Source organism: Klebsiella sp. GG_Kp175 (assembly GCF_040062325.1).
Lineage (GTDB): Bacteria > Pseudomonadota > Gammaproteobacteria > Enterobacterales > Enterobacteriaceae > Klebsiella > Klebsiella quasipneumoniae.
Window position 1 is genome coordinate 23926 of record NZ_JBEAFX010000035.1, and the last position, 14588, is coordinate 38513.

Here is a 14588-nt window from a genome sequence, read left to right on the forward strand (position 1 = left end):
GGTTATCGTCCTGGCGATGCTAAGCGCCAGGCGATATCCCGCATGGCATCTCGCGCGGCGCGGCTGATCCCACCCAGCTGAAAGAAGCCGTGGATCACCCCCAGATAGCGCTGACAGGAACTCTCCACCCCTTGCGCCATCAGCCTTCGATGCAGCGCTTCGCCCTCGTCGCGTAAAGGATCGAACTCCGCCGTCAGAATATGCACCGGCGGCAGACCGTGAAAATCGTCGCGCCAGAGTGGACTGGCATCCGGATGGTTCGCTGGCGTCGAGGCGAGGTACATTTCATAGCCGCTCAACAACGTGTCCCGGGTAATCACATAGTCAGCGCCGTTGCTGACGTAGCTCGCCATGCTGGCGGTGGGGTCGAGCATGGGATAAATCAGAATCAGTTGCGCGGGTTGCCACGCCGCATTCGCTTTCAGGCGCAGGGCCGTTACCAGAGCGAGGTGCCCGCCGGCGCTGTCGCCAGCCAGTGTGATGCGTGAGGCGTCAACGCCAAGCTGCTCCGCGTGCCGGTGGATGATCATGACACCTTGTTCTGCGTCATCGTGCGCCGCCGGAAAGGTATGCTCCGGCGCCAGGCGGTACTGCACGGCGATCACCCGGCAACCGCTGAACCAGGCTAGCTGGCGGAGCTGATTGTCGTGGGTGGCAAAGCCGCCGCTGACAAAACAGCCGCCGTGATAATACACAATGGTGGGTAGTAAGCCGTTGCTTTTTGGCGGCGAGACGACGCGCAAGGTCATGCCATCGAGCGCGATGTCTTCAACCTGCACCCGCATTTCTGTTTCCCCTGCGAGAACGGCGCTGGCGAGATAGCCGTTTCTCCGGTCATCAATACTCTGTTCTCGCGATGATGGCCGCCCCGCAGCAATAAACTCCTCAACCAGCGAAGCAATCCCTTTTTCCAACGTCATGGCAAGTCCCTTTTACTGGGTTAATATCCAGTGTTATAGCCTGGTTATTGCGAAAAAGATATACCGAATAAAGCCGCGATCGCATTGTGGAAAGCGGCTCGCAGAAGCGTATTTCTCAGCAAAGATCTGCTTTTTCTTCGTTTTTATCAGGTGTAATTTGCTCGTTATCCGGTGCGCCGTAATACCTTGTCCTTCTGAACAGCACCCTAAAAGTTGAACAATATCTGGAGAAGCAGAAACGGGCTAAGGAGAGCATTTCCGGCGTGTTCACACCGTATGAATGATAACGAGCGACCTGAGTCGCCCGTTATAGGAGCGCAGAACTTATTCCCCTTCGCCGGGGAACATGAACGGGTTAATTGAGCTTCTGGCGAAGCCTTCCTGCTCCATGCGGGCGTCAAGCACCAGGGATGCCAAATCGTCGGCGACGGCTTCGACTTTCGGATCCTTCTCCTGATACATAATCTTCAGGTAAGTTCCGCAGTCGCCACAGCTTTCGGCTTTCACCGCAGCCTGCTCGTTGTCCAGCGACCAGTAGTGCAGATCGCGGCTCTGTTCGCAGTTGCTACATTTGACGCGTACCACGTGCCACTCGGTTTCGCACAGATTGCAGTGCAGATAGCGCAGCCCCTGGGTGGTGCCGATCTGCACGATGCTGGAGACCGGCATCGAGCCGCACACCGGGCAGAACTGGCGCTGTTCGCCGTATTCAGCGCGCGCTTTCCCCGGAATCAGGCTGGCCATCTGCGCCCAGTAGAGCGACAGTGCGGCCCAGATGAACGGCGCTTTATCGCTGCTGACCGAGGCGAAGTCGGAAGCAAACAGCGCGCTGGCCATCTGCTCCAGCTCCTGCTCAGAGGCTTTTTCCAGATTCTCAATGACCGCCAGTGCTGGGCCGCTCATCTCCGGCTTCAGCTCGGCAATCAGCGAGTGCAGCAGCTTGTGCCAGTGTTTGTCGCGCGGCAGGACGTGGATATCCAGCGGCGGCTTGCCCTGTTCGCTGGCCGCTTTAATACGGGCGGTGAGATCCATCTGCAGCGGATGGTCGTACAGCACCACTTCCTGGGCATGGGCGATCAGCGCGGCAAAGCGCAGGTAATCGCCCAGCGGGTTATTGGCGGCCAGCTCGCGCAGACGTTCAGCGCGGCGGTTATACAGATTTTTCAGCCTGGGGAACAGTAGCGGCGGAATTGCTTCCGCCGTGCGTTTCTCGCTCGAACCCAGCTCGTCTTGCGGGATTATGCGAATACTCATTCAGATGACTTTTCCTGTTTCTGGCGGACCTCTCGGTACCAGCGCGGGTGATGTTTCTTCGCCCACGTACTGGTGACCCAGCCTTCCACCATCGCGGTAATGGTGCCTTTCACCCAGAGGGCGGCGTAGATATGCACCATGATAACCACAATTAACGCCACTGCGGCAAATGAATGCAGCATCAGCGCAAATCGGATCACCGGGATTGAGAAAGCCGGCGCAAAATACGGACGCCAGATGATCACACCGCTCACCAGCAGCAGTACCAGGAAGATAATCGCCGCCCAGAATACGCATTTCTGGCCGAAGTTATAGCGTCCGGTATCGCCCACCTCCTCGTTGACGACGATCTTACGAATATTCTTCGCCCAAAAGATATCATCCCGATTGATTAGGTTGTGGTGCCAGTAACGGAAAAACATGATGATGAACGACGCGAACATCACCACCCCGACGAACGGGTGGAGAATTCGCGCCAGCTGCGGCGTGCCGAGGATATGCATCAGCCAGTTAAAGGACGGGAAGAAAAAGCCTAACCCGCTTACCGCCGCCAGGATGAAGCAGAAGGCGGTGACCCAGTGGTTGATGCGTTCCGGCGCCGTGTAGCGCACGATGGTGTCACGTCTTTTCATTTGCGCACCTCGTCTTTCTCTTCATGCAGGTTGTCCTCTTCCTCTTCCGCGCGGTTCGGACCGACGCCGACGTAGTGGAAGATACTGGCTGCGAAGGTCGCGGCGAAGCCGACGGCCGCCAGCGGTTTCCAGATGCCTTTCCAGAACTTGACGGTCTGGCTGATCTCCGGGTTTTCCGGCAGGCCGTGGTACAGATTCGGCTTATCGGCATGGTGCAGCACGTACATGACGTGGGTACCGCCGACGCCGGCCGGATCGTACAGGCCCGCATTGTCGTAACCGCGGGTTTTCAGTTCAGCTACGCGCTCGCCGGCCAGCGTTTTCATATCCTCTTTGGAGCCAAAGTGGATGGCGCCGGTCGGGCAGGTTTTCACGCAGGCCGGTTCCTGGCCGACGGTGACGCGGTCTACGCACAGGGTACATTTGTAGACGCGGTTGTCTTCCGGGTTCAGACGCGGTACATCGAACGGACAGCCGGCGATACAGTAACCGCAGCCGATGCACTGCTCGGACTGGAAATCGACGATGCCGTTGGCGTACTGAATGATCGCGCCTTCTGACGGGCAGGCCTTCAGGCAGCCCGGATCGGCGCAATGCATGCAACCATCCTTGCGGATGAGCCATTCAAGCTTGTCGTTTTGCTCCACTTCCGAGAAGCGCATCACCGTCCATGACTTGGCGGTCAGGTCCGCCGGGTTGTCATACACCCCAACGTTGTGACCGACTTCATCACGAATATCGTTCCATTCGGAGCAGGCCACCTGACAGGCTTTGCAGCCGATACAGGTGGTGACGTCGATAAGCTTCGCCACCTCCTGCTGGTGGTCCCGCGCCTGAGGCGCGGGGGTGAAACCGTTAGTCGCGGAACGACGAATAATATCTTGCGATTGATAAGCCATAAGTCGTCTCCGTTACACCTTTTCCACGTTCACGAGGAAAGCTTTGAACTCCGGCGTCTGCGTATTCGCATCACCGACGAACGGCGTCAGGGTATTGGCAATAAAGCCTTTTTTCGCCACGCCCTCATAGCCCCAGTGAATAGGAATGCCGATGGTATCGATATCCTTACCGTCAACTTTTAGCGTGCGAATACGTTTGGTCACCACCGCCTTGGCCTTAATGTAGCCGCGGTTGGAGGAGACCTTGACGGTATCGCCATGGCTGATGCCGAGTTTATTCGCCAGTTTTTCACCGATCTCCACAAACTGCTCCGGCTGCGCGATGGCGTTAAGCAGCGCGTGCTTGGTCCAGTAGTGGAAGTGCTCAGTCAGGCGATAAGTGGTGCCGACGTACGGGAATTTCTCCGCTTTGCCCATCTGCTCGAGATCGCCTTTGAAGACGCGAGCGGCCGGGTTAGAGACCACGTTCGGGTGCAGCGGGTTAGTCCCGAGCGGCGTTTCAAACGGCTCGTAGTGTTCCGGGAACGGTCCTTCCGCCATCTTATCGATAGCGAACAGACGGCCCATCCCTTCCGGCTGCATGATAAACGGACCGACGTCGCTGCCAGGCGCAGCGGCGCTGTAGTCCGGAATATCCACGCCGCCCCATTTCGCGCCGTCCCACTTCAGCAACTGACGCTTCGGATCCCACGGTTTACCCTGCGGGTCCGCGGAGGCGCGGTTATACAGGATGCGGCGGTTGAGTGGCCATGCCCATGCCCAGCCCAGCGTATTGCCGAGGCCTGACGGATCGGCGTTATCCCGGCGCGCCATCTGGTTACCTTCCGGCGTCCAGCTTCCGGCGAAGATCCAGCAGCCGCTGGAAGTCGTGCCGTCGTCGCGTAGCTGTGCGAAGGAGCTCAGCTGCTGGCCTTTCTTGACGATCACCGCGCCGGTCGCCGGGTCGGTAATATCCGCCAGCGCTTTACCGTTGCTCTCCATCGCCACTTCTTCTGACGCCGGCTCGTGTGGCGTGGAGTAGTTCCACGTCATGTTGAGCACTGGCTCTGGCGCCGGGCCACCCTCTTCGGCATACATCTTACGCAGGCGCGTAAAGATACCGGCGAGGATTTCACCATCGGTGACAGCGATCCCCGGGGCGTCCGCGCCTTTCCAGTGCCACTGCAACCAGCGGCCGGAGTTGACGATAGACCCATTCTCTTCGGCGAAGCAGGTAGACGGCAGACGGAACACTTCGGTCTGGATTTTCGACGGGTCAACATCGTTCGACTCACCGTGGTTTTGCCAGAAGGTGGACGTTTCGGTATTGAGCGGGTCGATGGTCACGAGGAACTTCAGCTTCGACAGGGAAGCGACGACCTTGTTTTTGTTCGGGAACGAGGCGACCGGGTTAAAGCCCTGGCAAATATAGCCATTCACTTTGCCCTGATTCATCATCTCGAAGTACTGCAGAACGTCGTAGCTCTTATCCCACTTCGGCAGCCAGTCAAAGCCCCAGCTGTTTTCTGCTGTCGCTTTATCGCCGAAAAAGGCTTTCATCATGGAGACGAAGAACTTCGGATAGTTGCCCCAGTAGTTGACCTGGTCTTTCAGCAGCGGCTTCGGCGTGTTAGCCGTCAGGTAGGTCTGCAGGTCGGCCTGTTTTTCGTTCGGCAGCGACATGTAGCCTGGCAGGCTGGTGGAGAGCAGGCCGAGGTCGGTCAGACCCTGGATATTGGAGTGGCCGCGCAGGGCGTTGACGCCGCCGCCCGCCATCCCCATGTTGCCCAGCAGCAGCTGGATCATCGCCATGGTGCGGATGTTCTGCGCGCCGATGGAGTGCTGGGTCCAGCCGAGAGCGTACAGGAACGACGCGGTCTTATCCGGCGCGCTGGTTTCAGCAATGTATTCACAGACTTTGAGGAAGTCGGCCTTCGGCGTACCACAGATGTTTTCGACCACATCCGGGGTATAACGGGAAACGTGCTGCTTCAGCAGGTTCCAGACGCAGCGCGGATGCTGCAGCGTAGTATCGCGTTTGGCGAAGCCGTTTTCGTCCAGCTCATAGTTCCAGCTGGTTTTGTCGTACTGGCGTTTTTCTGCGTTATAGCCGCTGAACAGCCCGTCGTCGAAGCTGTAGTCCTCACGCACGATCAGGCTGGCGTTGGTGTAGGCTTCGGTGTATTCGCGGTTGAATTTTTCGTTATTCAGCAGATACAGGATCACGCCCGACAGGAAGGTAATGTCGGTACCGGAACGAATCGGGGTATAGAAATCAGCCACCGACGCTGTACGCGTGAAGCGCGGATCGATAACGATGAGTTTGGCACCGTTATGGATTTTGGCTTCCATCGCCCAGCGGAATCCCACCGGATGCGCTTCAGCGGCGTTACCGCCCATCACCACGATCAGGTTGGCGTTCTTAATATCCACCCAGTGGTTGGTCATCGCACCGCGACCAAATGTTGGAGCAAGACTTGCTACCGTTGGTCCGTGTCAGACACGCGCCTGGTTATCCACCGCCAGCATCCCGAGGGCGCGGGTGAATTTTTGCGTTAAATAGCCGGTTTCGTTACTGGAGGCGGAGGCGCACAGCATCCCGGTGGTCAACCAGCGGTTGACGGTGGTGCCAGCGTCGTTTTGCGCGATAAAGTTGGCGTCGCGGTCCTCTTTCATCAGCTTGGCGATGCGATCGAACGCTTCGTCCCAGCTGATTTGCTGCCATTTATCGGAGCCTGGCGCGCGATATTCCGGGAATTTCAGGCGGCTTTCAGAATGGATAAAGTCCACCAGACCAGCCCCTTTCGGACAGAGCGCACCACGGTTGACCGGATGATCCGGATCGCCTTCGATATGGAAAATGGATGCTTTGGCGTTTTTCGCGCCGTCGCCGAGGCTATACATCAACAGCCCACAGCCGACAGAACAGTATGTGCAGGTGTTACGGGTTTCGCGCGAGCGCAGCAATTTGTACTGCCGTGTCTCCGCGAGCGCAGTCGCCGGGGCAAAGCCCAGCGCTGCTGCCGTGGTTCCCGCCATACCGCCAGCGCAGATCTTAAAGAACTGCCTTCTGCTGACCTGCATGGTTCGCTCCTTGTTTCGACATTGTCACATGTAGTTATTTGCTTTGCGGTGAGAGCCGCAAAGGTTCAGAATTAGGGCATATTTCCCTCATTCCTGAAGGGATAAAAACAGAATACCACATTGTGTGTATGCCTGTTCCAATACGGTTAAAGCAAAGTGAACAAGAAGCCTCTCGAACAAATCGAAAATGTGACGAATGTCACAGGATATCGCCAGGTCTCCCTCTGGAAGCGCGAGGATCTGCAACATCCTCAGCCAGATGAGTTAGCGGAAGAGGTACCGGTCGCGCTGGTCTACAACGGTATCTCCCACGTGGTGATGATGGCCACGCCGAAAGACCTGGAGCAGTTCGCCGTCGGCTTCTCCTTATCCGAAGGGATTATTGAGCATCGGCGGGAGATTTTCGGCATGGACGTGGTGTCGGTATGCAACGGCCTTGAGGTGCAGATTGAACTCTCCAGCCGGCGTTTTATGGGGCTCAAAGCCCGGCGTCGCGCGCTGGCCGGGCGCACCGGCTGCGGGGTCTGCGGCGTCGAGCAGCTCAATGATATTGGTAAGCCGGTTCAACCGCTGCCGTTCACTCAGACGTTCGATATCGCCAATCTCGACCAGGCCCTGGCGCATCTTAACGACTTTCAACCGGTCGGCCGACTCACCGGCTGTACCCACGCGGCCGCCTGGGTCCGGTCGACGGGCGAACTGGCGGGAGGTTTTGAAGACGTCGGCCGGCATGTGGCGCTGGATAAACTGCTGGGCCGGCGGGCGGAAATCGGTGAGGGCTGGCAGCAGGGCGCCGCGCTGGTCTCCAGCCGCGCCAGCTATGAAATGGTGCAGAAAGCCGCGATGTGCGGGGTCGAGATCCTGTTCGCGGTATCAGCAGCCACCACCTTAGCGGTGGAGGTCGCCGAGCGCTGCAACCTGACGCTGGTGGGCTTTTGCAAGCCGGGCAGGGCGACGATCTACACCCACCCGCAGCGTTTGATCTCGGGTTAAAAGTTAATCAGTAAATTTGAATAATGACAGCAAATCCTTCCGCTTTTTGTTTGGTGATGTGCGGGCTACTATTTAACACATCAAGGCACAACGCCTTATCTAAACAACTAAATGCAAGGGTTTATATCATGAAAAGCATCAAAACTTTTGTCGCAGTAATCGCTATGGCCGCCTCTTTTGCTTCCTTCGCCGCTGAAACCGTCACCGCTACCGCTGCAACGATGGACGGCGCGGAAGCGAAAATCGCCGCACAGGCCCAGGCAGCAGGCGCGTCGTCATACAAAATTACCGAAGCCTTTACCGGCAACCGCGTGCATATGACTGCGGAACTGAACAAATAAGCGTAACGCTACTGTCGAAAGAGCGCCTCAGGGCGCTTTTTTTGTGTCTGAAGTTATTTTTATTTCATTGTTAATTAAGTCTTTTTATTCGGTGGTCCGCTTATTGCAACACAATGAACAGTCGACAATAAAAGGTCCCCCACTATGCCGCTGTTCTATCAAAACCCCGTGATTCATGCCGATTACGCCGATCCCGATGTCATTCGCACAGGCGATGATTTCTGGATGGTGGCTTCCAGTTTCCATCAACTGCCCGGCTTACCGCTTCTTCATTCTCGCGATCTCATCCACTGGCAAATCGTTAACCATATTATTAAACGCCTGCCTTCGCCTGAATACGACAGCGTGCAGCCGGGAAAGGGGATTTGGGCGCCTTCCATTCGTTTCCATGGGGGTCTGTTCTGGGTTTTCTACAGTTTGCCCGACGAGGGTATTTTTGTTTCCCACGCCCGGGATCCGTTAGGCGAGTGGAGCGAACCCTATTGCCTGAACGCTTCCCCCGGCTGGATAGATCCTTGTCCGTTCTGGGACGATGACGGACGAGCCTGGCTGATTCACGCTTTTGCTTTTAGCCGCAGCGGGGTGAAAAACAAGCTCCAGATTTTTGAAATGGCGGCGGATGCATCCCGGCTGTTGGATAATGGACGGATCGTTGTTGACGGAACGCCCTCCCATCCCACTCTGGAAGGCCCAAAATTATATAAGCGCAATGGCGAATACTGGATATTCGCTCCGGCCGGAGGCGTCAAGCGAGGCTGGCAAACGGTCATGCGCGCTCCGACGCTATCTGGTCCATGGCAAAGTCGCGATGTCTTGCATCAGGGAGATTCACCGATAAATGGCCCTCATCAGGGGGCGTGGGTTGAACTGGAGAACGGTGAAAACTGGTTTTTCCACTTTCAGGATAAAGGCGTGTACGGCCGCATAGTGCATCTCCAGCCGTTGAGCTGGCGGGCTGACGGCTGGCCGCAAATTGGGCAACGGCTTGACGATCACGGTAAGGGGCAGCCCGTAAGTCTGCATCGCTTACCCGCGCTGCCCCTTGCTCCATGTTGTTTGCAGACCAGTGACGATTTCCCGAGTGGCCAGCCCGGCCTTCAATGGCAATGGCAGGCAAACCCCCAGCGCCGCTGGCTAATGCCGCATGCGCAAGGGCTACGCTTGCGCTGCGCGCCGACCGCTTCCGATATCAGCCTGTATCATTTACCTCAATTGCTGCTACAAAAATTTCCCGCGGAACGTTTTCACGTGCAGACAGCGGTTCATCCGATGTTTTCTCAGGATGGCGATGAAGCGGGAGTCGCGATTTACGGCCAACGCTTTGCCGCACTGCGCGTAAGGTACTGCGCGCCGACTCTTCAGCTATCGCTGTGCCACGGATGGATAGACGATTGCGGTGAAACGCATCAAGAATCCATCGAACTTGAGGCGATCGCCGGTTGCAACGAGATTGCGCTGGGGTTCCAGGTGGACTACGACGGGATAGTCCGCTTTTGTTATCGGCTTACGCAGCGGGAATGGCAGCAGGTGACACCGTCGTTTTCCGCCGGTGCGGGAAAATGGATCGGCGCACGTATGGGCATTTACGCGCGTGGCGCGCATGAAAACGCCGGCAGCAGCGCCGTTTTCTCACCGTTTATCGTGCGTTTGCAGTAAGCCTGACGGCGATATGATAAGGGCAGCTTCGCTGCCCTTGCGGGGTTTAATCGAAGTAATAGCGAATGCCGAGGCGGAATCGCACCTGATCGTCGTGATTCTGATCCTGATCGAGCCAGGCCACTTCCGCATAGGGAAGCCAGTGTTTATCGACACGGTAACGCGCCACAATGCTTGGCTCCCAGTGGGTTTTCTGCCCGTTAGAGGCATTGAAGTCGTTTGTGTTGACGAAGAATTCCGGGTTGAACTGAAGCCACAGTTTCTCAGTCGCCTGGTAATTAAGGTACAGGTCGAACTGATGGCTGTCGTTGTAATCCATATAGCCGTTGTAATCGCGATCTTTATGGGTCATATGGTTATAGCGGTAGCGGCTGCTTAAACTTAAAGATTTACTGATTTTATAATCGAGACTGATATAAGGCGCCAGCTTCGTTCCTTTACTATCAATATCGGTTAATCCGCCCGGCGTCAGCGTCCATTTATCATTAAGCGGGATCGGATACCAGCCTTCAAACTCCTGAAAGGAGCTTTTCATTTGATTAAAATCTTGTCCGAGGTCGTACATGGCGGAGGCCAGAACACCGGCGCCATTATCAAATATATGACCCAGGCCTATTTTATACTGATTTTTCTCAGAAGCCGTAGTATGCGCGTAGCGATTATCAACCCAGGTTGCCGCAGCAAGCGTATTTAGCGTAAAACAGGACAGCGGGATGCCGATCAATAGCGTGCGTAATGTTTTCATTTTAATTCCTGTAGGATTTATTAAGTGCCATAATTTCTGGAGAGAAATAAAAGACACCTATTAAATAGCAATTGCTGTGCCAGAATATAAAACCCTTAAAATACATAACGTTGTTTTGATGTGTTGGGCGTTAATTCGACACTGACTGATTTTTTATTTGCGTCGATACTCATCACAAGTAAGAGGACGGCTCCCTTTTATTAAAGGGAGCCAGAGAATGGATTAAATTATGCCAATACCCGCAGCGGCAAAGCCGAAGACAATCAGCATAATTAACACCTTATTGGGGCTGACCTTTTTATTGAGCAGCTTCAGGCAGCCCAGAACTAAAAGCAGAGGAATTAACCCGACGCAAATTTTGTCGAGGATCTCCTGCAGTACAAAGGGCTGCCCGGCGATGGTGGTTTTAAAGGTAGTGGTAAATTTCACCATACTGGCGCTCATTGCCCCCACCATCATTAAACCCATAATTGATGAGGCTTTGGTGATACAGCTCAGCAGCCCGGACTGCGTCGCTTCGGCGATATACTTCGAGCCTAAACGGTAGCCCATGACGCCGCCGTAATAGCGCAGCAGATAGCTGGGAATATTGTAAATCAGCAGGAACAGCAGCGGTCCCAGCGGATTCCCTTGTGATGCCAGGCCAATGGCAATTCCGGTGGCGATAATACGCAACACGCCGTAGAAGAAGGAGTCACCGACCCCGGCAAATGGCCCCATTAAGGCCACTTTGATGCCGTTAATACTGGAGGTATCAAAGTTCGGGTTGGCGGCGTTCTCTTTTTCCATCGACAGCGTCAGGCCCATAATAAAGGGCGCCAGATGCTGGTTGGTATTGAAGAACTGGCTGTTTCGCTTAAGCGACTCAAGATAACGGTGCGGGTCGTTGGCGTAGATTTTCTTCAGCATTGGCGCCAGCGCCCAGCCGTAGCTTAATCCCTCCATACGGGTGAAGTTCATCGACCCCAGCAGCGGAAACTGGCGGATAAAAAGCTGACGAAAAAGCTTTTTCTCGCTTTTATCATCGGCGTAAGCGCTAACGCTTTGTGTCTGGATATCAGTCATTGAAGAACCCATCCTTATCGTCAACTGAGGCGGACGCGGCCGCCGTTGCCGTTTGTTTATTCGCTTTAAGCTGATTGAATTCGTTAAAGCACAGATAGACCGCTACCGAGGCTGCAATAATCGCAATCCCCATAATCGGCAATTGCAGATAGGCCGCCATCGCGAAACCGATAAAGAAGAAGGCGGCGATGTTACGGTTCCACAGCGCCTTCAGCAGAATGGCGAACCCGAGCGCCGGAAGTATGCCGCCAACCGCCGTCATGCCGCGCATGACCGTACCCGGAATGCTCTCGACCAGGCTGCGGATGACCTCGGTGCCGAAGAGCACGCCAAAAAAGGCGATCAGGGCGAAGGGGACGCCGTAAAAGAAGGTCATACCGAGCGTCAGACCCAGCGCCGCACGGTCACGCCCCTGTTCCAGTAGCGCATCGTATTTTTCAACCAGGGCGGTATAGACCAGCTTTAGCACCTGATAAACAAAGACCGCCAGCAGGCTGATAGGCAGCGCCAGCGCAACGGCCACCGGCGGCTCAGCGTGGGTCAGAATCGTAAAAGCGGTTGCCAGTACTGACCCCACCGCAAGGTCGGCAGGAACCGAGCCGCCGATGGTGATGGTGCCAAGGAAAATCAGCTCCAGCGTGGCGCCGATAATAATGCCCTGTTGCAGGTCTCCCAGCACCAGCCCCACCAGCGCGCCGCAGATGAGCGGACGTTCAATCAGCGGTTGACCCAGCGTATGGTCGGCGGTTTTCACCAGAAACATAATGACAGCAACAAGAATTGCGGAAGTTAACATAGCGACCTCGCTTAGCTGGCGGCGTTATCCAGCATCTCAATCAGGTTTTTCACCGGATGAGATGGCAGGACCTGATATTCAACGGCAACGCCGCGGTCGGCGATAGCGTGGAAATCCGCCACATCTTCCGGCGTCACGTAGACGGTATCGCTAATGCGCTTTTTCGCCGCCAGGTTGTCGGTGATGCGCCCGAAGTTAGCGACGTTCAGCGTTTTTATCCCCGGCGCCTGTTCGACGAGCCGACGGGCGTCGGCGGCATTGTTAACGATCACCATAATTTTCATGGCTTCCGAACGCGGGTCGTTAAGCACATCGCCCGCGTCCTTCACCGCCATAATGGCGCACTTTGCGGTATCGGGTGCCGCCATGCGCAGCGACATTTTCTGCACTTCGTTATTCACGATCTGGTCATTGGCGACCAGGATGCGGTTCACGCCCAGATGCTTGGTCCAGACCACGGCAACCTGTCCGTGGATTAAACGATCATCAATACGTACTAAAGAAATCATGGTGTAGCTCCAGTTAGCAAAAGTAGGGTGTCCAGACGCGGGAAAGGCGAACCAGGGCTTCGAAATAGAAGTAATCGCCCCAGAGGTTAGGTTCGTTAATGCCCATATTGCGGCCAAAGTTATAAACGCCTTCGCGCAGCAGGCCGTCCTGCGCGTGGGCAAAGTAGCGCTCGCGTAAATTGCGCATCATCAGTTCGATAGCGTTGCCGTAGGCCGGACGCAGCGGGTCGGTGAGCGGTAATAGCTTCAGCAGTTCCGCCAGACCGCAGGCCGCGATCGCCGCCGCAGAGGTATCCCGGTACTGATTATCTTCGGCGGTAAAAATCAGATCCCAGTAGCAGACAAAATCTTCTGGTAAGCGGTTAAGAAAATAGTGCGCCAGGCGGCGGGAGAGCTCGGGCTGCCAGGCATCGCCGGTGTGGGCGTATCCCAGCGCGAAACCATAAATTCCCCACGCCTGGCCGCGCGCCCAGCAGGAGCTGTCGCTGAATCCCTGGTGCGTATCGCCGCGCAGCGGCTGGCCGCTATGAACATCCATATAAAATGTATGGAAAGTAGAGGCGTCTTCGCGCACCAGATAGCGTGCCGCCTGCGCCAGATGACGGCTGGCGGCCTCGCGCCACCGCTGATTTCCGGTTTCGTTGGCGGCCCAAAATAGCAGCGGAACATTGAGATTGCAGTCAATGATCATCCGCCCCTGACGCGCCGGGTCGTTTAAATCTCCCCAGGCCTGAATGACGCCCGCCGTGGCGTTAAAGCGGCGATAGAGCAGCTCGGCCGCGCGCAGGGCGAGTTCGCGGGCGCGCAGGTTGCCGGTGAGCTTCCAGGCGTTAACGCAGGAGAGGAGATAGAGAAAGCCCAGGTCGTGGGTATCCACTTTAATCTGCTTATCGAGACGTTCTTCAAAGCTATCGAGCAGGCTTTCCGCCACCGCCCGATATTTATCATCGCCGGTGACCTCCCAGGCGAGCCACAGCATGCCGGTCCAGAATCCCTCGGTCCAGTCGACTTTCTCCACGCTTTCATAGCGGCCCCGTGTCGCACTGGCGGCGGGAAAGGTTGCCGTAAAGCGCGGCAGCATGGCGTCGAGCTGCGTCAGCACTTCGCCGATTGCCGCGTTAAGCCAGGCATGATTTAACCTCGGCTGCGGCGAGAGATAGCGCGCATCAAGCGCTTCGAGTGCGATAGTCACGGATTTCCCTCTTCGGCAAAAAAATCATCAATATTGTCCTGCGTTTTGTGCTGCGCAGCCTGGCGCGCCGCGATGATTTCCGGCAGCTGATTCATGTACTGCATCGCCCCGCTGGCGGCGGCGACGGCATCCTGAAGCCGCTGTGCGGTTTCGGCGTGTTCCGACATGCAAAACTCCATCAGCATAATCAGGCTGGCGCCGCTGATGACGTGCGCGTGGGGATATTTGACCATCATCTGTACGGCGGTATTGTTGACGCTCCCGCCGGGCATATCGGTAAACAGCACCAGCTCATTGCCGCGACCGGCCGCCTGCCGGGCGATAGCGTCAAAGCGGATGGCCAGTTCAGCCGTTGACTCAATTTCACCGCAGTAGGCACAGACGGGCGTGACGCCATGGCCGTCGCCAATCAGCAGATTTAATGCCGATACTATCCCTTCTGCGTAGCGGCCATGGGTTGCGATGTACATCTCTCGCATTGCATATTCCTTCATCTTTTCAGGTATCTGAAAAAGAAATAGCA

14 protein-coding genes are annotated in these 14588 nt (G+C 56.1%); 3 read left to right on the top strand and 11 right to left on the bottom strand.

Annotated elements, in window-relative coordinates:
* Positions 1-2: 2 nt before the first annotated feature.
* The 5 genes from ABLU73_RS24125 to fdnG all read right to left on the bottom strand — a co-directional run bounded on the left by ABLU73_RS24125 (position 3) and on the right by fdnG (position 6768).
* The gene (locus ABLU73_RS24125; RefSeq protein WP_135730636.1) at positions 3-920 is read right to left on the bottom strand and encodes an alpha/beta hydrolase; all 918 of its coding nucleotides are present in this window, start codon (positions 918-920) and stop codon (positions 3-5) included.
* A gap of 324 nt (positions 921-1244) precedes the next feature.
* Positions 1245-2174 (bottom strand): formate dehydrogenase accessory protein FdhE, encoded by a 930-nt coding sequence (fdhE, locus tag ABLU73_RS24130; RefSeq protein ID WP_004203631.1) that lies wholly within the window; start codon positions 2172-2174, stop codon positions 1245-1247.
* Positions 2171-2806, bottom strand: coding sequence for a formate dehydrogenase cytochrome b556 subunit (gene fdoI, locus ABLU73_RS24135; protein ID WP_004203632.1), 636 nt, complete (start codon positions 2804-2806; stop codon positions 2171-2173). The genes fdhE and fdoI overlap by 4 nt, the downstream gene beginning before the upstream one ends.
* Positions 2803-3705 carry a formate dehydrogenase subunit beta gene (gene fdxH, locus ABLU73_RS24140; RefSeq protein ID WP_002882822.1) on the bottom strand — a complete coding sequence of 301 codons (903 nt, stop codon included), beginning with the start codon at positions 3703-3705 and terminating at the stop codon, positions 2803-2805. Before fdxH ends, fdoI begins: the two co-directional genes overlap by 4 nt.
* 12 nt (positions 3706-3717) lie before the next feature.
* On the bottom strand, positions 3718-6768 hold the full coding sequence (fdnG, locus tag ABLU73_RS24145; RefSeq protein WP_264924724.1) for a formate dehydrogenase-N subunit alpha: 3051 nt from the start codon (positions 6766-6768) through the stop codon (positions 3718-3720).
* 156 nt (positions 6769-6924) lie between these two features.
* Here fdnG and fdhD point away from each other — a divergent pair, with 156 nt between their 5' ends.
* The 3 genes from fdhD to ABLU73_RS24160 all read left to right on the top strand — a co-directional run bounded on the left by fdhD (position 6925) and on the right by ABLU73_RS24160 (position 9758).
* Positions 6925-7761 (top strand): formate dehydrogenase accessory sulfurtransferase FdhD, encoded by an 837-nt coding sequence (gene fdhD / locus ABLU73_RS24150; protein WP_348850470.1) that lies wholly within the window; start codon positions 6925-6927, stop codon positions 7759-7761.
* A 128-nt stretch (positions 7762-7889) separates the two neighbouring features.
* Positions 7890-8102: a YdgH/BhsA/McbA-like domain containing protein gene (locus ABLU73_RS24155; protein ID WP_004203637.1), complete on the top strand. Its 213-nt coding sequence runs from the start codon at positions 7890-7892 to the stop codon at positions 8100-8102.
* Positions 8103-8246: 144 nt separating this feature from the next.
* Positions 8247-9758: a glycoside hydrolase 43 family protein gene (locus ABLU73_RS24160; protein ID WP_060657113.1), complete on the top strand. Its 1512-nt coding sequence runs from the start codon at positions 8247-8249 to the stop codon at positions 9756-9758.
* Between the two features lie 46 nt (positions 9759-9804).
* Here the strand turns inward: ABLU73_RS24160 and ABLU73_RS24165 are convergent, their stop codons facing one another.
* The 6 genes from ABLU73_RS24165 to ABLU73_RS24190 form a co-directional block, all read right to left on the bottom strand.
* Positions 9805-10503: an oligogalacturonate-specific porin KdgM family protein gene (locus ABLU73_RS24165; protein ID WP_072422463.1), complete on the bottom strand. Its 699-nt coding sequence runs from the start codon at positions 10501-10503 to the stop codon at positions 9805-9807.
* Between the two features lie 222 nt (positions 10504-10725).
* Complete coding sequence (locus ABLU73_RS24170; protein ID WP_014837003.1) at positions 10726-11568, bottom strand: PTS system mannose/fructose/sorbose family transporter subunit IID; 843 nt, start codon at positions 11566-11568, stop codon at positions 10726-10728.
* Complete coding sequence (locus ABLU73_RS24175) at positions 11561-12364, bottom strand: PTS sugar transporter subunit IIC (RefSeq protein ID WP_101855885.1); 804 nt, start codon at positions 12362-12364, stop codon at positions 11561-11563. Before ABLU73_RS24175 ends, ABLU73_RS24170 begins: the two co-directional genes overlap by 8 nt.
* 11 nt (positions 12365-12375) lie before the next feature.
* Complete coding sequence (locus ABLU73_RS24180) at positions 12376-12873, bottom strand: PTS sugar transporter subunit IIB (protein WP_014837005.1); 498 nt, start codon at positions 12871-12873, stop codon at positions 12376-12378.
* Positions 12874-12886: 13 nt separating this feature from the next.
* Positions 12887-14065, bottom strand: coding sequence for a glycoside hydrolase family 88 protein (locus tag ABLU73_RS24185; protein ID WP_146410899.1), 1179 nt, complete (start codon positions 14063-14065; stop codon positions 12887-12889).
* Positions 14062-14544, bottom strand: coding sequence for a PTS fructose transporter subunit IIA (locus ABLU73_RS24190; RefSeq protein WP_264924722.1), 483 nt, complete (start codon positions 14542-14544; stop codon positions 14062-14064). The genes ABLU73_RS24185 and ABLU73_RS24190 overlap by 4 nt, the downstream gene beginning before the upstream one ends.
* Positions 14545-14588 lie beyond the last annotated feature (44 nt).

Excerpts from the sequence above, each read along its gene's own strand:
- ABLU73_RS24125 (WP_135730636.1), bottom strand. The coding sequence starts at position 920 with ATGACGTTGGAAAAAGGGATTGCTTCGCTGGTTGAGGAGTTTATTGCT.
- fdhE (WP_004203631.1), bottom strand. The coding sequence starts at position 2,174 with ATGAGTATTCGCATAATCCCGCAAGACGAGCTGGGTTCGAGCGAGAAA.
- fdoI (WP_004203632.1), bottom strand. The coding sequence starts at position 2,806 with ATGAAAAGACGTGACACCATCGTGCGCTACACGGCGCCGGAACGCATC.
- fdxH (WP_002882822.1), bottom strand. The coding sequence starts at position 3,705 with ATGGCTTATCAATCGCAAGATATTATTCGTCGTTCCGCGACTAACGGT.
- ABLU73_RS24155 (WP_004203637.1), top strand. The coding sequence starts at position 7,890 with ATGAAAAGCATCAAAACTTTTGTCGCAGTAATCGCTATGGCCGCCTCT.
- ABLU73_RS24160 (WP_060657113.1), top strand. The coding sequence starts at position 8,247 with ATGCCGCTGTTCTATCAAAACCCCGTGATTCATGCCGATTACGCCGAT.
- ABLU73_RS24165 (WP_072422463.1), bottom strand. The coding sequence starts at position 10,503 with ATGAAAACATTACGCACGCTATTGATCGGCATCCCGCTGTCCTGTTTT.
- ABLU73_RS24170 (WP_014837003.1), bottom strand. The coding sequence starts at position 11,568 with ATGACTGATATCCAGACACAAAGCGTTAGCGCTTACGCCGATGATAAA.
- ABLU73_RS24175 (WP_101855885.1), bottom strand. The coding sequence starts at position 12,364 with ATGTTAACTTCCGCAATTCTTGTTGCTGTCATTATGTTTCTGGTGAAA.
- ABLU73_RS24180 (WP_014837005.1), bottom strand. The coding sequence starts at position 12,873 with ATGATTTCTTTAGTACGTATTGATGATCGTTTAATCCACGGACAGGTT.
- ABLU73_RS24190 (WP_264924722.1), bottom strand. The coding sequence starts at position 14,544 with ATGCGAGAGATGTACATCGCAACCCATGGCCGCTACGCAGAAGGGATA.